Genomic DNA, 25,622 nt, shown 5'->3' with positions numbered 1-25,622 from the left:
TATGAAAACACATTTTTCAACCGCGTTCTTTCTCTTTTTTGTTGCTTTAAGCGCCCCGTTTTTTGGGGGTTGTAAAAAAGACCCGTACCAAGCCAAAACGTACTTTTCGCAGGCCGAACAAGATACTTTATTGGCCAATATCATTACTTACACGAGTCAGTACGCCCGTGGAGCGACCAATGCCACCCGCTTCGATGCCAAGTTTCGTAAGGAGTATGTCGGTCGGTTGCCGCAGTATAAGCTGGTCAATTATTTCGTTGCGCCCGACTCCACGCACTATTTCTTTATCACTCGCCCCGTAGGCAGTGGGATGTTTCGGCGAGGCATAGGAGGGAAGTTTAAATTAGGGGCAAAGTTGATGCCTACCGAGTACGAAGAGCTTTGGTGTACACCTCATTTTAAGGAGGAAAAAGTGGTACTTGAACGAGGCGGATTTTTGTTCAAAGCAATGACAAAAGAAGGAAATATCGACAAATACTTGACCATGAAAATGTACGTTGAGTGGCCCGACTCCACCCTCAAGTACGATAAAGATAGTCACGAATGGGTACCTAGAAACAGTCTAGCCATTCCGTTGAAATAAATTCATATTGGTGTCAGATTATAAGAAAAGCCAGAGGCAAATGCTTCTGGTTTTTTTATGTGGTCGCTCTTTGCAGAGTCAATGATATTCATGAATAGAGTAGAAAATTTTAACAAATTGATTTTCAGTCTAAAAAAAACTATGAAATCTGTTTTTGTTTTTCTCTTTTTACTCGTTGGCGGGATTCATTCCTATGTTTTCGGTCAGCCGTCGCTTGGCCAGCAGATGCGTACCTCCGCTGAGGCGTTTCTTAACAGTTTGTCGGACGAGCAGAAGAACGAAGCGAATCTGGCGTTTGATTCGGACTGGCGTTATGACTGGAACTATACCCCGCGCTCGCGTAAGGGGCTTCCCCTCAAAAAGATGAACGAAGTTCAGCGAAAAGCCGCCATGCAATTGCTGGAAGTGGCTTTGAGCGACGTGGGAAAAGCAAAAGTAAACGACATCATCGCATTGGAATACGTACTGCGTCAAGTAGAAAAACGCCCCGAAAACGACACCTACCGCGATCCTGAAAATTACGCCTTTTTGGTATTTGGTACGCCCTCAACCAAACAGCCTTGGGGATGGAGTGTAGAAGGACACCATATCTCGCTGCATGTTACCCTCGTGGGGGAGGCCATTGAGTTTTTACCCAGCTTTTTTGGGAGCAACCCTGCTCTTGTATTGCCTGGTTTTATCCAAGAAGGAAAACAAGTACTGAAAGAAGAAGCCGACGCTGCGTTTGCCCTTTTACATTCGTTGACCCCCGCACAACTTGCCAAAGTGGTGTTGTCCGACAAAGCACCGAGCGATATTGTCTCGACCAACACAAGGCGAGTCATGCTCGAAAAACGCGAAGGGTTAGTTTGGGGTGACATGACCGCCGCCCAGCAGGACCTTTTTAAGAAGTTACTTCAAGTATATTTTCAACGTTACCACGTCACGCTCAAAAACCAAGCCCTCAAGAAACTCAACCAAGCTGATTTAACGTCCATTTCCTTTTGTTGGATGGGCGACCAAGAGCCCGTCAGAGGGACAGGGCGAGGGCATTATTACCGCATTCACGGGCCTACGTTTTTGATAGAATACGACAACACCCAAAACAACGCCAACCACGTTCATACTGTGGTTCGCGATTTAACCAACGACTGGGGCGAAGACCTCCTCAAAGCCCACTACGAAGCAGGCCATCGGAAGTGAGGAGGAGTGTGAATTGGAAGGAACAAAAAATGTCGTATTTTTGTATCAAAAAAGTGTCGTATTTTTGTTTATATAAAGCACTAGTATTCAAATGAATAAGCGAGATTCACTAGAATCTAAAATCTCTAAAAGAATTGCACGAAAGAAGTTGAATGTTTTCTTGCGTGACGATTTTTTGGATTTGGGTGGATATGACCAAATAGGACGAGTGTTAAAGCATCTAGTTACGAAAGGAAAACTCATTAGGCTTGGGTATGGATTATATGCCAAAGCAAAAATTTCCGCTCTTAACGGTGAAACCGTTCCTACCGCTCCTTTGTCTAAATTGGGAAAAGAAGCACTGAGCCGATTAAATGTTCAAACAACGCCTACCAAAGCTGAAATTGCCTATCAGGAAGGACGCTCAACTCAAGTGCCTACAGGAAGGATGATAGGAGTGAAAGGAAGAGTTAGCCGTAAAATAGGCTATAAAGGAGCCTATATAGCCTATGAACGCACCACTTGATAAGTTTTTACTTGAGGAAGTTGCCCTTTTAAAGTCAGGTATCGACGAGGCTTTTATTGAAAAAGACTGGTTTGTAACTAAAGTCATCAAAACCATTGCAGAAAACCCCTATTTCGATTTTTTGATTGTTTTTACAGGAGGAACGGCTCTCTCCAAAGCCCATAAATTAATTGAACGTTTTTCGGAAGACATTGACTTTAGAGTCATTGCTCCTGACATGGTTAACCAGGGCGTTTCTGTAATTAGAAAATCATTGTCAGGATTTAAACACTACCTAGCCGAATTACTTCAACAAGAATTTGAAGTTTTACAAATAAATGCGCGAGATAACAATAGGTATATAAAAATCCACCTAGCTTACCCGACGGTCTGTCAGCCTTCTGCTGCACTGCGACCTCATATCAAACTTGAATTTGTCCTTTCTGAGCTTCTACTTCCATCCGTAAATTTACCCGTTTCCTCGATTATTCATGAAGTAGCTGGAAGACCTCCAGAAGTTAGCAAAATTGCTTGTATCAACCCCGTAGAAAATGCGGCAGACAAATTAAGTGCACTTGTTTGGCGCGTATCGTCAAGAGTTAGAGGAGAAAACGATAAACAGCCTGAAATTGTGAGGCATTTGCATGACTTAGCCAAGCTAAAAAAGCCTATTTTAGCTCACAATCAATTTTCAGAATTAGCCAAAATAACCATAGAGCGTGACACCAATCGCGCAGCAGAAATACAAGGGTTGACGATGTCGGAAAAGTTATACTTAATGATACGAATCATAGAAACAGATGCACAGTACTTTCGAGAATACGAGACTTACGTTAAGGCAATGGTTTACGGTGATAGTGTTACAGTCCCGACATTTACGGAAGCCGTAGCTAGTTTAAAAGCAATTTTAAGCAAAATTGTTGGCTTTTCACCTATTTAACAATCCTAGCCGTAACAGGCACACATTTTTGAGTAGTGCATTCGCTCGCAAGCGCGTCGGCTTTTTTGAAATTAGGAATACCATATCCCAACAAATAGTCGGGTGACTGGGCTTGCGTACCCGATTGTTTGAGGTAGTTCATTACCTGAACGTTGGTCAGGTTGGGATGCGCTTGCCAAAAACCCGCGGCCATCCCTGCCAATAAAGGTGCCGCAAACGATGTGCCTTGACTGTACGCATAACTACCGCTAGGCGTAGCCACGACCACAAAACTCCCCTGTGCGGCTACATCGGGCTTGACTCGCCCATCGGCGGAGGGCCCAATGGAGCTAAAACTCGTCCGAATCCCCGCAGGATTGACCGCGCCTACTGCCAGCACTGAATCACCGTCGGCGGGAGCAGTGATGTATTGCCAAGGCGAATTGCCCGAGTTTCCTGCCGAAACAACCACCAAAATGCCCGCTTGCGCGGCCAAATCAGCACCACGGGTAGAGAGCGCCACGTCGCCGTTCATTTGGGAATAGGTGTAATTTTGGGCAGGGTTGTCAAACTCACTGTAGCCCAACGAAGAATTGATGACGTCCACCCCAAGGCTGTCGGCATACTCTGCGCCAAACACCCAATAGGCTTCTTCTATCTTAGTTTCGGTGGCATCGTCTTCGGTGCGGAGAAGTACGTACGATGCTTTGTAGGCCGTTCCAATGAGCGTATCGGGCATGTAGCTTGCCATGCACGAAAGCACGTTGGTGCCGTGGCTGTGGTCGTCATAGACATCGGTTTCGTTATCCACAAAATCAAAAGTCGAAAGCACCCGATTTTCGTTAAACAACGGTTGCAAACTTGGGTGTAGGTTGGCATTCTGAAACCCACCATCGAGCACGCCAATGAGCATTCCTTCGCCCCGATACCCCGCCGAGTGCATACTATCGGCACACAGCATTTTTACTTGATTTTCCGAAAAACCGTATCCTTCGGTCGTGGTCGTCCCCCATTTGTCCGTTTTATTGTTAGAACGATTTTCGGCTGATACCCGCGCGTTGCGAATGTCGCCGTTGCCTTCTATGCCTTTGACAAAAGGCAATGCCAAAATTTGCGAAAGTGTGGTGCTGTTGGTTTCAACAAGTACCCCATTGAGCCAACGCGTTTTGTACAATACTGTTGCTCCTAAATTTTTGATGGATTGAATGTACGAAGCATTTGGAGGAAAATCGCGTTCGGAAACGGCAATGTGTTGCCGCTGACGGCGAGCAATGGCCCGCGCCGATAAGTAGTGCTGTGGATTGGCCGTGGAATACGACGTTCCTGCTTTGTCTTTGAAATAAACCAAGTAACGATTTTGGCTTTGGCCTATTTCCAATGCCATCATCCATACACCGACTACTAATAAAACTTTGCTGAAAAGGTTGCTCATCGTTTATCGTTATTCACCTTTTAGCTCTGAGCAAAGATGATGCTAAACTATACAAATCTTGGAGGCGGGCCTGATAAAAAATGGAATGTTGACGCTAATACCCTAATTTTGCGGAGGGATCGGTTTTTCTTTCCCCCAAACATCGTAAACGACCAACTCACCCATGTCATCTGCTGATAAAAATCTGAGCGTTTTTACCACCGACGGTCTGCCTGACATCACCCACAAAAAATTTGTGATTGTAGTAGCCGAGTGGAATTCGGACGTAACCGAAGCTTTGTTTCAAGGAGCCTACAAAACGCTTGTTGACCACGGAGCGCAAACGCAAAATATCCTTCGTGCCAACGTTCCAGGAAGTTTTGAGCTTAGTTTTGGCTCACAAGTATATGCCCAAAAAGCCGACGTGGACGCCGTGATTGCCATTGGCTGCGTGATTCAGGGAGAAACCAAGCACAACGACTACATCAACCACGCTGTAGCGCATGGCCTCACCGATGTGGCCTTGAAGTACAACAAGCCCGTTATTTTTGGCGTCCTTACACCCAATACCCTCCAGCAAGCCCTCGACCGCGCGGGAGGTATCCACGGCAACAAAGGCGACGAAGCAGCCATTACAGCCATCAAAATGCTGAGTTTACAATAAATAAAAAGTTATACGCATAAAGTAAGCCCTCTAACTCCCAGGGGCTAGGGGTGAGGTTAACCATGAAAACTGTCATTATCAAATATAACGCGGGCAATGTGCAGTCGGTGATGTATGCCCTCGACCGCATCGGGGCCGCTTACGAGTGGACCGACGACCCCGAAACCATTTTGGCGGCTGATAAAGTGATTTTTCCAGGTGTAGGTGAAGCCAGTACGGCCATGGCCTATTTGAGAGAACACCAACTCGATCAGCTCATCCCGACCCTGCGCCAACCCGTTTTGGGTACTTGCGTGGGGATGCAACTCATGTGTCGCTATTCGGAAGAAAACGACACCACTTGCATGGGGATTTTTGACGTGGACGTGCTGCGTTTTCCGCGCGTATCGGGTTTTAAAGTGCCCCAAACGGGCTGGAACGATATTTATGAGTTGAATAACCCACTTTGTGCAGGACTCAACGAACACGACTACGTGTATTACAACCACGGGTACTATGCCCCGCTTTGTGACCAAACGGCCGCCAAAACCAATTACATTTTGGAGTATTCGGCCATGTTGCAAAAAGACAATTTCTTCGCCGCTCAGTTTCACTCCGAAATCAGCGGAAATGTAGGGCAACGGATTTTTGAAAATTTCCTGAAATTATAATTAGAGATGTGTCGCTTGTTGCTTATCAGAGCGACACATTTCCCTACGACTCAAACTCACTTTTATTTCCTTGCGCTCTTTTCTACTGCTTTTAGTTGGCATTAGCCTCTCTCTCGATGGGCTTTCGCAAGAGGCTCATTACCCGCACTTTACCCTGTGGTCGCGGATTCAGTTAGCCAAAGAACCTAGTCCCAACTGGAAATTCTCGGGGACGTTGCTTTGGCGGCGACAAAACAATTACTCCGTTAGTCCTCATAATCCGCTCGCGAACCCGCTCATGGTGGGCGGACAAGCACTGGTCACGTACCGCAATACGCCTAATACCTTCTGGATACACCTTGCCCAAATCAGTTACATGAAAACCAATCAATTGTTGGGCAAAACCGAAGACTTCAATGCACCTGCTGGGCAAGAAATTAGGTATGCTGGTGGAATTGAATTTAACCAAGAAAAAGAGGGCTCTAAGTTTACGTTCAGGGAGCGATTCATGCAGGAAATCCGCTTTTTTAAAGCCAACGACTACCGCCCAGTAGGCAGGGTACGAGCCCGCGCCACTGCTCGGTACGAACTGACCCCTTTTGTGAGCCTGAATGGCGTCACTGAAATTCTTTTCCACGACCCGCCATTGCTTCCCAATCAGAAACCTTTACGTTTTCATCAGTTTTGGTTGGGAGGAAGCTTTTTGTGGAGCTTGAGCGAACGAGTTAGCCTCGAAACAGGTTATACCTTCATTCATGCTCGTCGGGCTACCATCATTGAGTTTGACGAACAAAATATTCTGAATCTTCACTTAGCCGTTGATATTTGATGCGTGCTTTTGCCTTCTTTTTGCTCATGTTTTCGTGGTTGAAACCCAACGCCCAAACCAATAGCCGTGCCTATAAAGTAATGCTCGAAGGCATGTATAAACATACGGTGCCTACGGTGAGTTGTACCGATTTAAAAAAGGAACTCAAAAACGTTGTGTTGCTTGATACCCGCGCCAAAAACGAATACGACGTAAGCCACCTTCCTGAAGCGCGTTGGGTGGGCTACGATGAATTTAACTCAAAATCCGTGGCTGATTTGCCGAAAAATACGCCGATTGTGGTCTATTGTACGGTGGGTGTTCGTAGTGAGCGGGTAGGCGAAAAACTCAAAGCCGCAGGTTTTCAGAACGTTCGTAACTTGTACGGGAGCATTTTTGAGTGGGTAAACCAGGGCAATACCGTCGTGGATAACCAAGGAAAACCTACCCAAAAAGTACATGCCTATTCTCGGACGTGGGGAATTTGGCTCAACAAAGGAGAGAAGGTGTATGAGTGAGTTTTAGAACGATGAGACATTAGTTATAAGAGATGAGTTATGAGATATAAGACCGATTGAAAATACGATGGGCGATTTTTTGGACAAAAACTACTGGGACGAACGCTATTTGCAGCACCAAACGGGCTGGGACATTGGCTACGTGTCGCCACCTTTGAAACAGTTTTTTGATACTCTTACCGACAAACACCTCCGTATTCTTATTCCTGGGGGTGGAAATAGCTACGAGGCAGCGTACTTGCTCGAACAAGGATTTGACAATGTAACGGTGGTGGATATTTCGGAAGTGGTATGCCAACGTTTGGTAGATGACTACCAGAAAAAAGGGCTACAAGTCGTTTGTGCCGATTTTTTTGAACATTCGGGTGTGTATGACCTCATTGTGGAGCAAACCTTTTTCTGCGCCATTTCTCCTTCATTGCGAAGTAAGTATGTCCAAAAAATGATGGAATTGTTGTCGGAAGATGGACTACTTGCGGGACTTTTGTTCAACCGCGCCTTTGAAGGCGGGCCACCTTTTGGCGGAAATGTGGCAGAGTATCAAGCCCTTTTCGATAAGGCTGGTTTTAAGGTTACCTTCGATTTGGCTCCTGCTTCTATTCCACCGCGGGCAGGAAGTGAAGTGTTTTTTATAGCAAAAAGATAGACGCCACCCACAAAGAGCAGCGTCTATCCGCTATCCTAAACCCTAACTACATTAAAAAATTGGATACAAATGATTAATCGGCAAGAGTCGTTAAGAAACGAACGATTTTAGTAACCGTCGAAACTGCTTGACGAGTGCCTTCGGCACCGTTCTGCGCTTGCTGCGTCACTTCTTTCAAAAGCGAACGCTGTGGTACCACGTCCTTCTTTACTTGACTTGCCTCTTGCATGGCTTTGCGGGTAGCAAAAACATTGTGTGGGCGGCCAATTGAAAAGGCTGAAGAACTTAACAAACACAGAACGGCGGCGAAGGTAATGGCTTTCATGACTGTATGAGTTTTGATGGTGATTTTAATGGTTGATTTGTCTTCTGGCTGAATGTTGAAACAAAGATATATGTTTTGTCTGGTATTATGCAATACAAAGTACCTTGTTTTTTGTTTGATTCGTGTTAAGCGGCAAATTTTAAGGACGAATGGCAAGTCATTTTTCTTGTACTGAAATAATTCCTTTCATCCAATAACCGTTGCCCTTAGCGGCGTCGATTATATGATGCAAAGGTGGTACGAAAGGTTGCATCACACCAAAAAAAATTGACAAACTGGCTCTTCTGCCCGATGAATCGGGTAAAATGCTGGGTGAAACGAAAAAGGGAATTGTTGAGGCGAATAGATTAGGGTTCTCTTAGGTACATGGTTTTTCTTTCCCCCAGCACCGTCAATATATCGTTGTTGATGTTGTAACGTCCTTCTTTTGATTCAAGGACAAATGCTCCCGATATAAAAATGGCAGAATAGAGACACTCATTTACGATGTACCACCTAAGTTCGAGGGGAAAAGAATCCTTTTCTGAACCTAGATTCATACCTTCTATTCGCATCTCTCCCTCTTTAAAGAAGTGTTTTTTAGTGTGGCTACGCGGCAGTTCATTTTTATAATCAGTTTCAGAGATAACCTTCCATGTTCCCACCAAATCGGTATCTAGTTTGGGTTTTTCAAAATACGCCTCTAAATGGAAGGTAGTATCGTTGTTTTTACGTTCTAACCTGAGCGAGACAGTTGTTTCTTGAAAAGGGGGTGTGTTGTTTAAAAAAACGATAGTTGCGTCCAATTTATCGCTCTTCAGTGTTCCTGTCAGAGGGGAGGTGCCTAGCGTTTTATGGTGTAAACGTGCTTTTAACTCCCCGTTTATTAACGTCCCCTCTAAACCATGATTGCTGTAATAACTGGTGTAAAACGTACCTGTGACTTTCTCCTTAAAAACGTTGAGTGACAACACACATGGCTGTTCCATGAATGTACCTTCATATAAGCCTACTAGATTCTGTTGGGCGTAGGCAGAGGTAAACAACGAGAAATAGCCAAGAATGAAATGGAATAATCGCATTGTGGGAGGTTGATAACTGCTGAATAATCAGTAGCGTACTATAATTATAAAAACCAGATAAGTCATATAAGAGATTATAAGATGGTTTAAAACGGTCAACTTATATGCCCTTATATGTCTTATATGGTTGCAATATGTTTGATGTAGTTGCAAAAAACTACCGCTCAAACCGCAAGCGCTTTCCCTTTGCTGATTCGTCAAAAACGCCATTGGCATACACCAAATGCCCCGATACGAGTGTGTGCGTTACGCGGGAGTGAAGCGTTGTCCCTTCCAAAGGCGACCAACCGCACTTGAAAAGAATATTTTCTTTAGAAACTGTCGTCGTGTCGTTCAAGTCCACCAACACCAAATCGGCCCAATACCCTTCGCGGATGTACCCACGGCGGTCTATGGCAAACACGTCGGCTACGGCATGGCTCATTTTCTCAACTACGCGCTCGATTGAAATTTTACCCTGCTGGACAAACTCCAACATCATGTTGAGCGAATGTTGTACCAACGGCAAGCCCGACGGTGCCTCCCAGTAGCCTTTCGATTTTTCGTCCCAGGTGTGCGGTGCATGGTCAGTGGCGATGACGTCGATGCGGTTGTCGAGGACTGCTTGTAAAATCTGAGCTTTGTGATGCGCTGCCTTAATCGCGGGGTTACATTTTATCTGCGTTCCCAAACGGCGGTAATCCTCCGAGTCGAACCAAAGATGGTGCACACAGGCCTCCGACGTAATCCGTTTTTTGCGTTTTTCGGACATCGCCACGGTCGAGTCACCATAGGCACCTACCTCAAACAAGATCGTTTCGTCGCCCGTCGAAATGTGAAGTATATGGAGGCGCGTTCCGTGTTTTTTGGCCAATTCTACCGCCATCGACGATGATTTGTAGCAGGCTTCTTCGTTGCGTACCAGTGCGTGAATGTCGTACGGAACGTCGTTGCCGTACTGTTCTCTAAACATCGCCGTGCGTTGTTTTACCGTAGGCTCATCTTCGCAGTGGGTCGCAATCAAGCAAGGGGCATTGGCAAATAGCTTTTCGAGTACTTCGGGCGCATCTACGAGCATGTTGCCCGTGGAGGAGCCCATGAAAATTTTTATCCCACACACATCGGGACAAATGGTCTTCATTACTTCGTCGTAGTTGTCGTTGGAAGCCCCCATAAAAAACGAATAGTTGGCCAACGACGTGTTTGACGCAATTTGGTATTTGTCTTCTAACAGCCCTTGTGTCAGTGCATTAGGAACGGTGTTAGGCATTTCCATAAAAGAAGTTGTTCCGCCTGCTACCGCTGCTTTGGCCTCGGTATAAATCGATGCCTTGTGCGTAAGGCCAGGCTCTCTGAAATGCACTTGGTCGTCGATAACCCCTGGAAGCAAGTACTTTCCTTGGGCATCAATCAGTTGCGAGGCAGACAAATGGCTCAGATTTGCCCCGATTTGTTCGATAAAACCGTCTTTGATAAAGACATCTTGTGTGGTGATTTTACCCTCGTTGACGAGACGTGCATTGGTAATTAGAAGAGTAGTCATACTATATAACAAAAAAGCTCGTTAAATAAATTGAAGTCAAACTTAGCACTCATTCACTAAACAGCCATCACCTTATGCGTTTATTTTTATGGGCTTGCCTGCTCTCTCTATCTACGTATGCGCAACAACGTTACACCATCAGCGGCTACGTCCGCGAAAGTGGCAGTCAAGAACAACTCATCGGCGTTAATGTCTATCTGCCTGGAACGATCACAGGAACGACCTCCAACACCTACGGTTTCTACTCGCTTACGCTACCCGCAGCCGATTCTGTTACTTTGGCATTTTCATTTGTGGGCTACGGCACCGAAATCCGTACTGTTAAGCTGCAAAAAAACCTTGAACTCAACATTTCGCTCGAAGCCCTTGGAAGGCAGCTCAACGAAGTGGTGGTTTCGGGCAAACGCGAAGCAGACAAAGTAAGCCAAACACCCCAAATGAGCCGTATCGACATTCCTGTCCAGCAAATCAAAAAAATCCCTGCTTTTCTGGGCGAAAAAGACGTGTTGCGGGTTATTCAACTGATGCCAGGGGTTCAAAAAGGGTCGGAGGGACAAACGGGCATTTACGTGCGCGGCGGTGGGCCTGACCAAAACTTGATTATTCTGGACGACGCGCCCGTTTACAACGTCAGCCACTTATTTGGGTTCTTTTCGGTCTTTAACGGCGATGCCCTCAAAAGTGTCGAACTGACCAAAGGCGGATTTCCTGCCCGTTTTGGCGGACGACTTTCGTCGGTATTGGAACTGAACATGAAAGAGGGGAACAAAGAAAAACTCCACGGCGAAGGAGGAGGAGGTCTGATTGCTAGCCGTTTGACGCTCGAAGGGCCACTCAAGTTTCGAAAATCAAGCCCTGCCAAATCTTCTTTTTTAATCTCTGGACGGCGCACCTACCTTGATTTATTAGCCCGACCGCTCATTGCTGCTCAAAGCAATGGCACTAGCACAGGAGGTTATTATTTCTATGACCTCAATGCCAAGTTGAATTATGATTTTGGACAAAAGAATAAACTCTACGCCAGCGGGTATTTTGGGAAGGATCGTTTTTTCTTCCGCGATAAAGGTACTTCTTCGACCAGCGAAGGTGGGCTCAACTGGGGAAATGCCACGGGAACGTTGCGTTGGAATCACCTTTTCAACGAAAAACTATTCTCCAACGCCTCGTTGATTTTTAGTAATTATCAGTTTCAAATTTATGCCAAAGACAGCCAAACCAACGCTACTACGACCAACCAGTACGAACTTCGTTATACGTCGGGGGTAAGAGATTGGGGGTTAAAATACGACGTTGATTATTTCCCAAATCCGCAACATGCCCTTCGATTTGGAGCCTCGACCACCTTGCACCGTTTTACTCCTAGTGCGGTGGTGGTAAAAGATTCAGACATCGACCGTTTTTCAAAAGAAATAGAGGCCATCGACAACGTAGAATCGGGCGTGTATGTCGAAGATACCTGGAAACCTACCCCGTGGTTCAAGATGAATGCGGGCTTGCGGTTGAGTTATTTTAAGGCCGAAAACCAGCACTACCTCCGCCCTGAACCACGCATTTCAACGGCTTTTATGCTGCGTCCCGATCTATCGTTTAAGGCATCGTATGCGCGCATGAATCAATATATCCATTTATTGTCAAACACAGGCATCGGCCTTCCTACTGATTTGTGGGTGCCTTCGACGGATAAAATTGCCCCGCAGCAGTCGAGCCAAGTTGCCGCAGGTTTTGCCAAAGATTTTGAAAAGCAAGGGCTCGCGCTGACCATAGAAGGGTACTACAAAAACATGAACAACATTGTCAATTACAAGGAAGGCTCTAGCTTTTTGCTGATTGACGACCCCTCGAGTGCTGACAAAGTGCGCTGGGACGAAAACATTACCAGCGGACGCGGCTGGTCGTACGGAGCTGAAGTGTTGTTACAGAAAAAAACAGGAAAGTTTTCGGGCTGGATTGGCTATACTTTGTCGTGGACCCAATGGCAATTTGCAGAACTTAATTTTGGACAAAAATTCTTCCCACGTTACGACCGCCGCCACGATTTATCAGTGGTAGGGATTTACGAAATCAGTCCTCGCATTACGCTTTCAGGAACGTGGGTCTATGGTACAGGCAATGCCCTTACGTTGCCGCAGAGCAATTATACGGCCTACCACCATAACACCACCCCTCAAGTTCAATACACACAAACGGGTAGTGGTACCTTCGCTCCCGTTATCTCCAATCCGCCTTTTAGCTACGGGCGCACCGTCAATGACTATGGTCCTAAGAATAGTTTCCGAGCTGAGCCTTACCATCGTTTTGATTTGAGTTTGCAGTTTCATAAGAAGAAAAAATACCACGAACGTACTTGGGAGTTGAGCATATATAACCTGTATAATCGACGAAATCCGTTTTTTTACAACCTCACGTCGCGGCCTGTCTTTGATGCCAACGGGCGTCCTGTAGGTACCCAAACCGCCCTCCAACGCATTTCGATTTTCCCGATTGTGCCGACGTTGAGTTATAACTTTAAATTTTAAACCTAGGTCAGACGACAGTCAGACCGTAAAAATTCCAGACGACAAAAATCAGGTTGTATATCATTTGAGGTCTGACTATCGTCTGACCTCGTAATAACTAAACTCAGGTCAGACGACAGTCAGACCGTAAAAATTCGAGACGACAAAAATCAGGTTGTATATCATTTGAGGTCTGACTATCGTCTGACCTCGTAACAACAAAAAACATGAAACATATACATATTTTCGGACTCATCCTTTTTGCGCTTGGTTTCTATTCGTGCGAAACCCTTGTGAATGACGTGGACCCCGACCGTTTGCCGCGTACTGACAGAAAATTGGTGGTACACGGGTACTTGTCACCTCAAGATACACTCATTGCCATAAAAGTTTATTACAGTACCCAAGTCGTCGGAAACGACCCTTACCTTACTGGTAACGGGCTTCCGATTCCTTTGGCCAATGCCAGTGTCACCCTTTCGACCCAAGGAAAGAGTGCCAAACTTTCGTTTAACAGCGAATTAAATGCCTATACCATTAAACCCAGCGAATTTCCAATTTTAGAAGGGCAAACCTACACGCTGAAGGTGGAACGAGACGACCAAGTGGCGGAGTCTTCGTGTACCGTCCCTCGGGCGGTGGCTATTCAGCAAGTACTGCAAGATTCGGTAGAGCGTAGCACTTCCAACCCTGCTATTACTCCTCCAAAAGATTACTTATATACGTTGGTTTGGAAAGACCTTGTAGGACAAAAAAACTACTATCGCGTAGCGGGCTATGTCTATCTAACCCAGCGCACCCAAACAAGTCAAGGTAAGTTTATCGACAATCCCAATTTTAGCAACCTAAGTTTTCGAGACAATAATCGTTCCCGTGAGTTTCTCGACGACCAAGACGCAGATGGTGCACAGATTACCTCTGGTTCGGGTCGGTTTTTTAATTATTATTCTTCGATAAACACTAATTCGCCTTTTACCCTTCATTTTGTGGAAGTATCGCTCATTCATTGCGAAAAAACGTACTACGATTACCACCAAGCCATTCAGAATTTTGACCGTGACAACCCTTTTGCCGAGCCGTCGCTGATTCCTTCCAACATCAAAAATGGTTTGGGGTGTTTTGCGGCGTATAATCGTAGTTCCGTTGTCATAAAGAAATAAGTATTGAGAAGTTGCAACACCCACACAAGCGGCTGCGTAAAAGTAGCTGATATTGTGGGTGTTTGCTTTACAGTAATTATCCCATAAAATCGTCTTTTAAGTTCGGTATTATTTTGCACTTCTTTTATTCACACTACATGAGCAAACTTTTCCTTTCGTTTTTCTTGGTTTCTCAATTAGCGCTTACAGTACTGGGGCAAACTGCCAAAGTCGCCGATACTTCTCCGCAAAAGCCTATTACAGAGACTCTTTATCAAAATGCAACGGAGCTTTCGCAGCACCTCTACAATGGTCAGCGGTACCATATTTACGATAGTCGTTCAAAAGATCACCAGTTTTTTCAGGTAGAAGATTGGCGGCCAGGAAGCTTTGACTACGATGGGCAGCATTTTGAAAATATCCCAATCATGTATGACATCGTCAAAGATTTGGTGGTTATTTATTACCAAGGGCGCTCAGGCTTGATTCAGCTACAGAGCGAACGGGTCAGTCGGTTTTCATATATTGATCACCACTTTGTGCGAATCGAGCAGAATAAAGCGCTTGGGACGACCGTACCAACGGGTTTTTATGACTTTCTGTACGATGGCAAAACCAAGGTAGTAGCCCGCTGGACTAAGCAACGGCAAGAGCAAATTGAGAGCAACAGAGTGAATGTCTATTTTTTGCCAAAAACCTTTTTTTACATTCAAAAAGAAGGGGAATTTCATCTTGTTACGTCAAAAAAATCGGCATTGGCCTTGTTTGGAGAACATAAAAAAGAACTTAAAAAACACCTCCGCGACAAGCGTATTAAGTTCCGCAAAAACCGCGAAGAAGCCCTCATTACAATTGCTAAACACTATGACCAACTTGTCCACCCATGAAAAAACAGCTACTTATTTTCTTCTTGCTCAGTGTCTTTAGTAGTGTGACATGGGCGCAAAACAAAACCGAAAAACGAATCAGTATTACGCTCACCGAAGGTACTTTTGAGCAGTTTGTGAAAGAGGCGGAAAGCCAAACAGGCTGCTTTTTTTACTACGAAAAAGGGCTAATTGATAGCCTAAAAATTACCATTAAAGCTCAAAATCAGTCGCTGACGAGTGCGTTGTTGCAGGTGTTCAATGGCACCGATTTTAAGTTTTCTATTGACGAGCAGCAACGTGTTTTTGTTACCTCCGATCAGGCCATCATCACGGCGCTTCCTTCCAACCTCTTTGAAGGTGACGACACTCCTGCTGATCAGAATCAATACGTGGCTCCTACCACCGACGAGTCGGACAAACTGCTATCGACTGCGGAAAGTAAGACGTATAACATTGGTCCTCAACGTCAGCGTATTATGGAAGGCAAGTCGGCTATTTCGGGGTATGTGCGAAATGCAGTCACGGGAGAGCCCGTCATCGGTGCAGCCGTCTATATTGAGTCGCCGTCGATTGGAGTTACGACCGATGCCCTTGGCTTCTTTGCGCTCAAGATTCCGAATGGCAAACATACCCTCAAAATCAAGAGCGTTGGGATGCGTGACACCTACCGCCGTATTGTACTTTATGGAGATGGAAAACTGGACATTCAAACCCAAGAGAGCGTAACAGCTTTGAAGGAAGTATCGGTCGTAGCAGGAAAAGATGTCAACATTGCAGGGACACAAATGGGGCAAATGAAACTGAGCATCAAAACGATGAAACAAGTCCCTACGGCGTTTGGCGAAACGGATTTGCTTCGGGCTGTATTGACGCTTCCAGGGGTGAAGTCGGCCAGTGAAAGTAGCGTTGGGCTCAACGTACGGGGAGGTTCTACCGACCAAAACTTGATTTTGCTCAACGATGCAGTGATTTATAACCCGTCGCACTTATTTGGATTTTTCTCCGCTTTTAACCCCGATGCCATCAAAGAAATTGAGCTTTACAAAAGCACGATTCCTGCACGATATGGCGGGCGTTTGTCGTCGGTACTCGAAATCAATGGCCGAGATGGCAACAAGAAAAAGTTTGTTGGTTCGGGTGGAATTGGGCTTTTGACGGGGCGCTTGTCCGTCGAAGGGCCTATTATCAAAGACAAAACGTCGTTTTTGGTGGGTGGTCGTTCGACTTATTCTAATTGGCTTTTTAGACGTTTGGATAACAATGCTTTCAACAAAAGTACCGCCAATTTTTATGACGTAAACCTCCAATTGAGCCACGAAGTCAACCAGAAAAACAGCTTGACGCTTTCGGGCTATTTTAGCAATGATAAATTTAAACTCTTTGGTGATACCGCCTACGCTTACCGAAATCAAGTCGGGTCGTTTAAATGGAAACATACCTTCAACTCCAAGCTGTACGGCACTTTTACGGGTGCATTGAGCAAGTATAATTATTCGGTGGGCACCTCGCGCGTTCCTATCAATGCGTTTGACCTTACCTTCGACATTCAGCAAAGCAATGCCAAGCTTGACTTTACGTATTTTCTCCACCCAAAACACACGCTTGATTTTGGGGTAAGTAGCATTTTGTACAAACTTTCGCCTGGGACTATCACGCCTGCGGGAGAAAAATCACTCATTCTTCCTGATGTTTTAGAACAAGAACAAGGGGTAGAAAGTGCCATTTACATTGAAGATCGTTATGACGTTAACTCGCGACTTTCGTTGAGTGCGGGTCTGCGTTTTTCTACCTATTCGTTTTTGGGCCCTAAGACAATCAATAATTATACGGCAGGGTTTCCCATTGAAAAAATCTACCTAGATGGCACTACCGAATACGGAAAAGGCAAAAATATTCGTAGCTATCAAGGACCCGAATACCGCATTTCGGGTCGCTATCGGCTAACAGATAATACGTCGGTTAAAGCAAGTTATAACACGACTCGCCAGTATATTCACTTGTTGAGCAATACAATGGTCATGTCACCAACCGATATTTGGAAACTCAGCGATCCCTACATTAAGCCGCAGTTGGGCAGTCAGTGGGCGGTAGGGGTTTATCGAAATCTTCGTGGCAATAAGCTAGAGTTGTCGGTTGAAGCATACTACAAAACCATCCAACATTTCTTGGATTACAAAGGCGGAGACTCGTTAATTATGAACCACCACATCGAAGCGGCGGTCATTTCGACAACGGGGAAAGCGTATGGAGTGGAGTTGATGGCCAAAAAATTGACGGGAAAACTGAACGGCTGGGTGAGCTACACCTACGCCCGTACTCTACTGCGGGCCGACGACCGTACGTCGCCAGAAGCACCTAACAACGGAGATTATTATCCAAGTAACTACGATAAGCCCCACGATTTTACGCTTGTCAGCAACTACAAGTTTTCGCACCGTTTTAGTTTGTCGTTCAATTTTACCTACAGCAGCGGACGACCTTACACGCCGCCTATTGGAAAATACATATTGGAAGGAGTGCAGCGTATTTATTATGCCGAACGAAACCAATACCGAATCCCTGATTATTATCGGGTGGATTTTTCGATGAACGTAGAAGGGAACCACAAAGTCAAAAAGTTAGCGCATAGTTCGTGGACATTTGCGGTGTACAACTTGCTTGGTCGGAAGAATCCTTCGTCGGTGTATTTCCGTTCGCAAAATGGCATCATTCAGGGTTATATGCTGTCGATTTTTGGGCGACCTATTCCTACCGTTACGTACAACTTTAGGTTCTAACCTCTTCATTTTCACACTAATTACATGAAAAAAATACTTTTGTTTATCGTTATAATGGCGGGACTTTGGGCGCTTGAGGGGTGCGTGGTGCCTTTCTCACCTCCTGAGGTCTCAACGCCTGGCCGCTTTTTGGTTATAGATGGTTTTCTAAACACCAACGGAATCGACAGCAGTAGCATTATGTTAACTTATACCCAAGTAGTTTCTAATAAAAATACTTTTGGAACGGAGCTAAGAGCACGGGTGACTGTGGAGGGGAATAAAGGAACTACTTATACTTTTACCGAAATCGGGAAGGGGTTGTATCGGCTTCCAGCCCAAAAAGTTAATCCTTCAGAGCAGTTTCGGATTCGTATCAAAACCACTGCCAACAAAGAGTACCTATCGGAGTATGTAGAGGTGAAACAAACGCCCCCGATTGATAGCATAACCTATAAAGTTGCTTCTGATAGGAGCTCAGTTCAGGTGTTGGTCAATACCCACGACCCCCTCAATAAAACCCGCTATTACCGTTGGCGTTTTGAAGAAACTTGGGAGTATCACGCTCCTTTGATATCGGTCTATGAAATCAAGAATAAAGCCATTGTAGATCGTACTTCGCTGATCAATGTTTGTTGGCAAACGGCTCGTCCTTCGACGATTTTGTTGGCATCAACCGCCAAACTATCGCAGGACGTTATCAGTGATTTTCCTGTAACAACCATCACGGCTGCTTCCAACAAACTCCGAGTGAGGTATAGCATTTTGGTAAAACAAATCGGGTTGACAGAAGACGGGTTTGCGTACTGGAATTCACTTTCAAAGACGACCGAAAAAACAGGAAGCCTTTTTGACCCACAGCCGTCGCAAGTGACAGGAAATATCAAAAATACGAGCAATCCTCAGGAATTGGTATTTGGGCATTTTAGTGCCGTTTCGCCCCAAGAAAAACGCTTCTTTGTCCCTGTGACGCTCGGCTTCCCCGTTTTCTGTCCACCGTCGGATACCCTGAGCGCTGCTGATGCCCTCAAATGGACAGATATTATTGTGAGTCAATACTACCCCGAAGGTGCCCGCTTTCCTGATTATATTGTTGGTACTTCCGAATGTGCCGATTGTCGAACCCAAGGTGGTACGCTCGTTCGTCCTAGTTTTTGGTAATAACCCTCCTTATGCTATGAAATCCCGTTTTCTACTAACGCTATATTCTACTTTTTTGCTTGGGGTAGCCGCAGGAGTGGCCCAAAACCCGACGCAGCAACTGACCAATTACCGTCAGCAAGTACCGCAAGAAAAACTCTTCATTCACCTCGACCGACCGTTGTATTTGGTGGGTGAAATGATTTGGTTTAAGGCGCATTGTGTCGATGCGGCCTTGCATACACCATTGGACATGAGCAAAGTGGCTTATTTGGAGGTGTTGGACAAAGACCAAAATCCTGTGTTACAAACCAAAATCACCCTCGACGGTGGCAAAGGCGTGGGTTCGGTGTTTATTCCGCCGTTTTTGGCCAGCGGCAACTACCTAGTGCGTGGCTATACGCAATGGATGAAAAATTTTAGCTCGGAATTTTATTTCCAAAGCCCCATCACCATCGCAAATCCGTTTAGCAAACCAGCCGCCGCCACCACAGCAAAAACAACAACGTCTTACGATTTGCAGTTGTTTCCCGAAGGTGGTCATTTGGTGCAAGGACTCGAAAGCAAAGTGGCGTTTAGGGCTGTGGGCGAAGATGGAAAAGGAATCGCATTTCGGGGACGGGTTGTCAATCAACAAAACGATACCGTCGCTCGTTTTGAGCCGCATAAATTTGGCATGGGCACTTTTGGATTTGCTCCCCAAACAGGGCAGTCGTACCGTGTTTTGTTGCAAGATGCTCAAAAACAATGGTTCGTTTATAAATTTCCTGATGTGTTGGCACAAGGCTATGCCATGCAAGTGAGCGAGTCAACGGCCAATACGCTTGATGTCATTGTTCGAGCCCAAGGGAAAGAAGGTGCGGTATCTTTGCTGGCACATACCAAAGGAATCGCTAAACATGCCGCTCAGGCTACTTTCCAGAACGGTCAGGCGCGTTTTAGCCTCAATAAAAACGTGCTTGGTGATGGCACTTCGACTTTGACAATTTTTGATAATAATCAAACGCCAGTTGCTGAACGCTTGTACTTTAAGCGTCCAAAAGAGTCGTTGACGGTTGCGGCCCAAGCGAGCAAAAGCCAGTACAACGTTCGCGAAAAAGTAGAACTAGACCTTGGAACGCAGATAGGCGCTGCCGCGACCGCCGCCGATTTGTCGGTATCGGTATTTTTGGTGGATTCGCTGCCCGCACCTTCGCCTGTGTTTATCGACAGTTATTTAGGGTTAAGCTCCGACCTCAAAGGGAATGTTGAATCGCCCCATTATTATTTTCAAAACGATGATGAGGTGGCGTTGGATAACCTGATGCTGACCCACGGTTGGCGACGTTTTACTTGGGATGACGTTAGGCAGACCAAACCAAAATTTGCCTTTCCTCCCGAAATGACGGGGCATTTTATTACGGGAAAAGTGGTGGATGCCAAAACGGGCGCGGCTGTTCCCGACATTGATACGTATTTGGCCGCTCCAAGCAAACGTCCTCAATTGTTTGTTTCGACGAGCGATTCTTTGGGGCGTATTTTGTTTGAATTAAAACACTTTTTGGGGGCAAAAGAGGTCATTGTTCAGACCAATACCCGCAAAGACAGCACCTATCGCATCGAAATCAATAGCCCGTACTCCGACAAAACATCTTCGTATGTGTTGCCTAAATTCCATTTTGATGCTTCGTGGAAAAACGATTTGCTAACCCGCAGTATCAACATGCAAACCCGTAATTCGTTTTTGCCCAAATCGGCCCAACAAATGATGACTACCGAGGCTGATACGTTGGCCTTTTTTGGAAAACCTGATGAAAGATACCAATTGGATGCCTACACGCGCTTTCCTACGCTGGAAGAGGTTATGCGGGAATACGTGCCAGGGGTGGCTGTTCGCCGCCGACAAGGGAAGTTTATTTATCGAGTGTATGACAAACTGCAATCAAATGTCCCATTTGAGGAAGAGCCGCTTGTGATGGTGGACGGCGTTCCGATGTTTGATACCGACAAAGTGCTGACGTTTGATCCGCTCAAAATCAAAACGTTACAGGTGATTGACGGCCTTTATTACCTTGGCCCGGTTTCGTTTCCTGGCATTGTGAGTTATTCTACTTACAAAGGTGATTTGGCGGGTTTCCCTATTGATCCACGCGCGTTGGTGCTTTCGTACGAAGGTGTGCAGGGAAAGCGGGAGTTTTATGCACCGCGTTACGATGCGGCCGAGCAGCTTAAAAGTCGTGTTCCCGATTTTCGTAACCACCTGTACTGGAATCCGCAGGTAATGACGACAAGCAACAAACAAACCCTCAATTTTTATACCTCAGACCAAGTAGGTACGTACCGAGTTGTGGTACAGGGCCTGACCGACAAAGGCGTTGCAGGTAGCAAAACATTTACGTTTGAGGTCAAAAAATCGTCTTTGTAAAATATGTTGCATTATCCTACCTTATTTTATACATGTAAGACCAATTTTATTGAACCCGAAGATTTTTTATCCGTGTGAATCAGTTCAATCTGTGTCATCAGTGTGCTAAAATCGTCGATAATAGAACACGGATGTTCATAGATTTGACACGGCTTTTATGGATTTAAAAAATCTTCGGGTGTAGTAAGACCAATTTTAGCTTCTATAGAATATTCTTGTATTATACATAGTTCTACACTTATTGTTAAGCTTTCTAAACCTTCTTTTTAAAAATATTTCTTCGACTCATAGGGGGAAGGCAATCACTGAGTTGTCATAGGAGCAAATGAGTGCTTTATCCGTCGTTTTCGACAACTTGTCACAAAAAGAAACGGTACGTTGGCCGCAAAATCGTACTTTTGCGACAAAACGAAGGGAATCCTATTACGTGCAATTGTCGGACACACAAATACTTATAGCCATCAGGGAAGGCGACGAACGGGTTTTCGAACAAGTGTTTCGGAAATACTACGGAGGGCTATGCACCTACGGGCGGTCGATTTTGCGTGATGAGGAAGAAGCGGAGGAGATTGTTCAAAACGTGTTTGTGGGTATTTGGGAAAAACGGGCGGAATTGGAAATTACACAGTCGCTCAAGTCGTATTTGTATCGGGCAGTGCATAACCATTGCCTCAACCGCATCAAACACCAAAAAGTGCGCGACGAACACCAGCAATACACGCTTTATTCGCAAGAAGAAGCGTACGAATCGGTGAGTCAGACGGTGTATAAAAACGAACTCGAAAGCGAACTTGCCAAGGCGATTGGGAAGTTGCCCGAACAATGCCGGGTGATTTTTAAGTTAAGTCGTTTTGAAGAATTGCGTTACCAAGAAATCGCGGATCAATTAGGCTTGTCGGTTAAGACCGTTGAAAATCAGATTGGAAAAGCGCTCAAAATATTACGCGCCGAATTGGCAGACTTCCTGCCCGTGGTAGCGATTATCTATTGGTTGACCAAAAACCTTTGAGGTTTACGAAAATTTAGTGCATGACAAAAATTTACCCATGAGTGCAAACGAATCCATTTCGGACGATTTACTGGCGCGGTACGTGGCGGGAACTACCACCCCCGACGAACAAGCGCAGGTAAAAGCATGGCTGGCCCAATCGACCGACCATGCGCAGGAATTGGCGCGTTTTGAGCGGGTGTGGGAGGCTTCGACGCAGGTAGGCCCTCCTGCCATGGAGGTGGACGTAGAGGCTGCTTGGAGTAAGGTAAATAAGCGAATAGCTGCTAAGAATGAGCAAGTTGAGCCGAAAGTGTTGCCGTTGCGAAAGTCCTCTTTTGCTGCATGGCGCGTAGCAGCAAGTGTGCTGGTCGTGCTCGGTTTAGGCTGGCTGGGGTATCGTTGGATGACCCCGATAGAAAAAGCCGAAATCGCTGTGGTGAAGACCCAAAAAAATACGTTAGAGCAAACCCTGCCCGACGGAACAAAGGTGTTTTTAAACGAAAATTCAACCCTGACTGCCGCCGCTGATTTTAACGAAGAAACGCGCACGGTCACGTTGAAAGGGGAAGCGTATTTTGACGTCAAACGCGATGAAACGCGGCCTTTTATCATCAATGCCAACGGTACTGAAGTACGGGTGTTGGGGACATCGTTCAACGTAAAAGCGTACGATAACCACGTTCGAGTGGCGGTCACGAGCGGGAAAGTGCAGTTTTCGACCCCAAAACAGAAAGTAGTGTTGGTGAAAGACGAAGCCGCCGCTACTTCCGAAGCCGATACCATCATCAAACTACCTGCGTTGAATTTCAACGAAATGGCCTATCGAACGCGGGTGTTTGTGTTTGAAAAAACCAATTTGAGCGACGTCGTTGCGTCGCTGCGCGAAGGCTACCACGCCGATATTCGCCTCGGCAGTCGTCGGTTAGAAAACTGCCTGTTGACGGCGCGTTTTGAAAAAGAAAGTTTAGATACCACGCTTTCCGTCATTGCCGAAACCCTGAACCTACGGGTCGTTCGGCGCGGAAATTCCATCTTATTGGATGGAAGCGGATGTGAATAATGTGCTTCACAATCAACTGTTTACCAACTAACAGCCATGAAAATTTGCTTACAAACCATTGGGTTTTGTCTCGTTACTCTTTTCTGTTTTGCCCAAAAATCGGTATTAGATAAACCCGTTACGGTACGCGTTGCCAACGAACGACTGGAAGAAACGCTCAAACTAATTGGGGACAAAAACGGGTTTAGTTTTTCGTACAATCCCAGCGATTTTGACGTCAATCGCCGCGTATCCTTAAACGCCTCGGGCAAGGCCGTTCGCCAAGTACTCGACGAGATTTTTAAAGGAACAGCTACCTACAAAGAGCGCCGCAACCACGTCATTCTTCAGAAAGTTACCCCCACCAACGAGCCTCCGAAAGAGGTATTTATTAACGGGTATATTTTTGACCAAGAAACGGGTGAACGCATTGCCCAAGCGAGTATTTACGAAAAACGAACGCTGGTTTCTGCCGTGTCTAATTCGATGGGCTATTATCGGTTAAAATTGCCAGCGGCTCTGCCCAACCCTCGCTTGGAAGTGCGGAAAGAGAAATACCTCGGAACGAGTATGCCCATCAACAATCAATTTTCGTTGGACATTGGCTTGATTCACACGAAGATAGATGGGAAAACGGAGCCCATTCGTCCGCAAACACTTCCCTCGACAACAGTAGCGCGGAAAGATACCTTCAAAGTAAAAGTACCCGTGGCACCGCTGCCTGTGTTTGTGGCTTCGGCAGATACCAACGATGTCCCCGCCAAAAAACGAGAGTTGAGATTAGATAAAGTACAAGAAACGTTTGTGGACGCTTTTACCACGGCCAAGCAAGCCGTTCACATCAAAAACGTGGACGATACGCTTTATCGCCCCTTTCAAGTGTCGTTTTTGCCGTTTATTGGAACCAACCACGTGTTGAGCGGGCACGTTATTAATGCGCTGTCTTTCAATGTGATAGCGGGTTATTCGCTGGGAGTTAATGCCTTGGAGTTTGGTGGACTGGCCAATTTGGTGCGTTGGGATGTGCACGGAGCACAATTCTCAGGTTTTGTCAACCTCGTTGGGCGCAACGTTTATGGCTTACAAGTGTCGGGTTTTGGCAATGCTGCGTTTAGAAATGTGGAAGGGATGCAGTTTTCTGGTTTTGCTAACCTGACGGGCGGGCACCACAGTGGGATTCAGGTGGCAGGTTTTGCCAACTTAACGGGACGTAGTTTTAGCAACGGCCTCCAAACGGCGGGCTTTGCCAGCGTGACGCTGGGGAGTTTACAGGGGGCTCAAGTAAGTGGTTTTGCCAACGTAGTGCTTGGAAACACGCGCGGGATGCAACTCAGCGGCTTTGGAAACGTCGCACTTCGCCGCTTGAGAGGAGCACAAATCAGTCCGTATTTCAACTATGCAGGTATTCACGAAAAAGGACTCCAATTAGGCTTATTCAACTATGCCGATTCCTCGGGAGCGATTCCGATTGGACTTTTTAGCTACGTTCGCCGCAATGGCTACCGTCGTTTTGAAATCAGCAGCGACGAACTCAACTATGCTAACCTAACTTTCAAAACGGGCGTACGCGGTTTTTACAACATCGTGACGCTAGGAGGTAGTTTTGGGATGGCCAACAAACCCCTCTATACTTTTGGCTACGGCATCGGAAGTTCGGTGTATTTTGGCCGTGGTTGGGCAGGAAACTTGGACCTAACCGCCAACAAAATCATGGAAGCGACGAACCGATTTGATTCTTCAAACGGAATGTTTTATCGGCTGAGTCTGGGATTGGAAAAAAAACTCTCACGACAGCTGGCGTTGTTTGCGGCAGGTACCTGGACGGCACTCACGGCGGAGCCTGGTTACATCAAGGCTGACTTATCGCGTCTGTATCAGCCACTTCCAGCGACCACACTTCGTACGGGACTTGACCTGACCAATTGGCTCGGTTTTCAGGCGGGAATTCGGATTTGTAATCGTTAACAATCATTAACGACGCGCGCCGTTACTTGCCAAAATACGGAGCGTCAAAAGGTCGTTAATCAAGAAATAATC

At 46.0% G+C, this 25,622-nt stretch carries 22 protein-coding genes; 18 read left to right on the top strand and 4 right to left on the bottom strand.

Annotated elements, in window-relative coordinates; translation table 11 throughout:
* The first annotated feature begins 1 nt into the window (after window position 1).
* From FHS57_RS13595 to FHS57_RS13580, 4 genes are all read left to right on the top strand, one after another.
* A complete protein-coding gene (locus FHS57_RS13595; RefSeq protein ID WP_183974472.1) occupies window positions 2-583 on the top strand; it encodes a hypothetical protein in 582 nt (193 codons plus the stop codon).
* 141 nt (window positions 584-724) lie between these two features.
* Entirely contained in the window at window positions 725-1,765 is a 1,041-nt protein-coding gene (locus tag FHS57_RS13590) for a DUF3500 domain-containing protein (protein ID WP_183974470.1), read from the top strand.
* 91 nt (window positions 1,766-1,856) lie between these two features.
* Window positions 1,857-2,270 (top strand): DUF6088 family protein, encoded by a 414-nt coding sequence (locus FHS57_RS13585; protein ID WP_183974468.1) that lies wholly within the window; start codon window positions 1,857-1,859, stop codon window positions 2,268-2,270.
* Window positions 2,254-3,189: a nucleotidyl transferase AbiEii/AbiGii toxin family protein gene (locus FHS57_RS13580; RefSeq protein ID WP_183974466.1), complete on the top strand. Its 936-nt coding sequence runs from the start codon at window positions 2,254-2,256 to the stop codon at window positions 3,187-3,189. Before FHS57_RS13585 ends, FHS57_RS13580 begins: the two co-directional genes overlap by 17 nt.
* Here the strand turns inward: FHS57_RS13580 and FHS57_RS13575 are convergent.
* Entirely contained in the window at window positions 3,182-4,600 is a 1,419-nt protein-coding gene (locus FHS57_RS13575; protein ID WP_183974464.1) for a S8 family peptidase, read from the bottom strand. The two genes, FHS57_RS13580 and FHS57_RS13575, sit on opposite strands and share 8 nt — an antisense overlap.
* Before the next feature lie 163 nt (window positions 4,601-4,763).
* Between FHS57_RS13575 and ribH the strand changes: the two genes are divergently transcribed.
* The 5 genes from ribH (at window position 4,764) to FHS57_RS13550 (ending at window position 7,844) form a co-directional block, all read left to right on the top strand.
* Entirely contained in the window at window positions 4,764-5,243 is a 480-nt protein-coding gene (ribH, locus tag FHS57_RS13570; RefSeq protein ID WP_183974462.1) for a 6,7-dimethyl-8-ribityllumazine synthase, read from the top strand.
* Window positions 5,244-5,305: 62 nt separating this feature from the next.
* A complete protein-coding gene (gene hisH, locus FHS57_RS13565) occupies window positions 5,306-5,893 on the top strand; it encodes an imidazole glycerol phosphate synthase subunit HisH (RefSeq protein ID WP_183974460.1) in 588 nt (195 codons plus the stop codon).
* Between the two features lie 70 nt (window positions 5,894-5,963).
* Window positions 5,964-6,701 (top strand): DUF2490 domain-containing protein, encoded by a 738-nt coding sequence (locus FHS57_RS13560; RefSeq protein ID WP_183974458.1) that lies wholly within the window; start codon window positions 5,964-5,966, stop codon window positions 6,699-6,701.
* Window positions 6,701-7,198, top strand: a complete 498-nt coding sequence (locus FHS57_RS13555; RefSeq protein ID WP_183974456.1) for a rhodanese-like domain-containing protein — start codon at window positions 6,701-6,703, stop codon at window positions 7,196-7,198. Before FHS57_RS13560 ends, FHS57_RS13555 begins: the two co-directional genes overlap by 1 nt.
* 67 nt (window positions 7,199-7,265) lie before the next feature.
* On the top strand, window positions 7,266-7,844 hold the full coding sequence (locus FHS57_RS13550) for a methyltransferase domain-containing protein (protein ID WP_183974454.1): 579 nt from the start codon (window positions 7,266-7,268) through the stop codon (window positions 7,842-7,844).
* Window positions 7,845-7,917: 73 nt separating this feature from the next.
* Here FHS57_RS13550 and FHS57_RS13545 read toward each other — a convergent pair whose 3' ends face one another.
* The 3 genes from FHS57_RS13545 to FHS57_RS13535 all read right to left on the bottom strand — a co-directional run bounded on the left by FHS57_RS13545 (window position 7,918) and on the right by FHS57_RS13535 (window position 10,752).
* Window positions 7,918-8,169: a hypothetical protein gene (locus tag FHS57_RS13545; protein WP_183974453.1), complete on the bottom strand. Its 252-nt coding sequence runs from the start codon at window positions 8,167-8,169 to the stop codon at window positions 7,918-7,920.
* Window positions 8,170-8,516: 347 nt separating this feature from the next.
* A complete protein-coding gene (locus FHS57_RS13540; RefSeq protein ID WP_183974452.1) occupies window positions 8,517-9,230 on the bottom strand; it encodes a hypothetical protein in 714 nt (237 codons plus the stop codon).
* Between the two features lie 157 nt (window positions 9,231-9,387).
* On the bottom strand, window positions 9,388-10,752 hold the full coding sequence (locus FHS57_RS13535; RefSeq protein WP_183974451.1) for a dihydroorotase: 1,365 nt from the start codon (window positions 10,750-10,752) through the stop codon (window positions 9,388-9,390).
* Window positions 10,753-10,826: 74 nt separating this feature from the next.
* Between FHS57_RS13535 and FHS57_RS13530 the strand changes: the two genes are divergently transcribed.
* The 9 genes from FHS57_RS13530 to FHS57_RS13490 all read left to right on the top strand — a co-directional run bounded on the left by FHS57_RS13530 (window position 10,827) and on the right by FHS57_RS13490 (window position 25,550).
* On the top strand, window positions 10,827-13,268 hold the full coding sequence (locus FHS57_RS13530) for a TonB-dependent receptor (protein ID WP_183974450.1): 2,442 nt from the start codon (window positions 10,827-10,829) through the stop codon (window positions 13,266-13,268).
* A 206-nt stretch (window positions 13,269-13,474) separates the two neighbouring features.
* Window positions 13,475-14,407 carry a DUF4249 domain-containing protein gene (locus FHS57_RS13525; protein ID WP_183974449.1) on the top strand — a complete coding sequence of 311 codons (933 nt, stop codon included), beginning with the start codon at window positions 13,475-13,477 and terminating at the stop codon, window positions 14,405-14,407.
* A gap of 137 nt (window positions 14,408-14,544) precedes the next feature.
* Entirely contained in the window at window positions 14,545-15,273 is a 729-nt protein-coding gene (locus tag FHS57_RS13520) for a hypothetical protein (protein WP_183974448.1), read from the top strand.
* The gene (locus FHS57_RS13515) at window positions 15,270-18,032 is read left to right on the top strand and encodes a TonB-dependent receptor (protein ID WP_183974447.1); all 2,763 of its coding nucleotides are present in this window, start codon (window positions 15,270-15,272) and stop codon (window positions 18,030-18,032) included. The genes FHS57_RS13520 and FHS57_RS13515 overlap by 4 nt, the downstream gene beginning before the upstream one ends.
* Window positions 18,033-18,056: 24 nt before the next feature.
* Window positions 18,057-19,172, top strand: coding sequence for a DUF4249 domain-containing protein (locus FHS57_RS13510; RefSeq protein ID WP_221225628.1), 1,116 nt, complete (start codon window positions 18,057-18,059; stop codon window positions 19,170-19,172).
* 16 nt (window positions 19,173-19,188) lie between these two features.
* Window positions 19,189-21,555: a hypothetical protein gene (locus FHS57_RS13505; RefSeq protein ID WP_183974446.1), complete on the top strand. Its 2,367-nt coding sequence runs from the start codon at window positions 19,189-19,191 to the stop codon at window positions 21,553-21,555.
* Between the two features lie 325 nt (window positions 21,556-21,880).
* Window positions 21,881-22,564, top strand: coding sequence for an RNA polymerase sigma-70 factor (locus FHS57_RS13500; protein ID WP_221225627.1), 684 nt, complete (start codon window positions 21,881-21,883; stop codon window positions 22,562-22,564).
* 37 nt (window positions 22,565-22,601) lie between these two features.
* Window positions 22,602-23,606 (top strand): FecR domain-containing protein, encoded by a 1,005-nt coding sequence (locus tag FHS57_RS13495; RefSeq protein WP_183974444.1) that lies wholly within the window; start codon window positions 22,602-22,604, stop codon window positions 23,604-23,606.
* 36 nt (window positions 23,607-23,642) lie between these two features.
* Window positions 23,643-25,550, top strand: a complete 1,908-nt coding sequence (locus FHS57_RS13490; RefSeq protein WP_183974442.1) for an STN and carboxypeptidase regulatory-like domain-containing protein — start codon at window positions 23,643-23,645, stop codon at window positions 25,548-25,550.
* The last annotated feature ends 72 nt before the right edge of the window (window positions 25,551-25,622 follow it).

Origin of the sequence: Runella defluvii (genome assembly GCF_014195535.1) — a bacterium.
Lineage (GTDB): Bacteria > Bacteroidota > Bacteroidia > Cytophagales > Spirosomataceae > Runella > Runella defluvii.
Note: the sequence above shows the minus strand (reverse complement) of the source record. Positions and strands in the feature narration are given on the sequence as shown.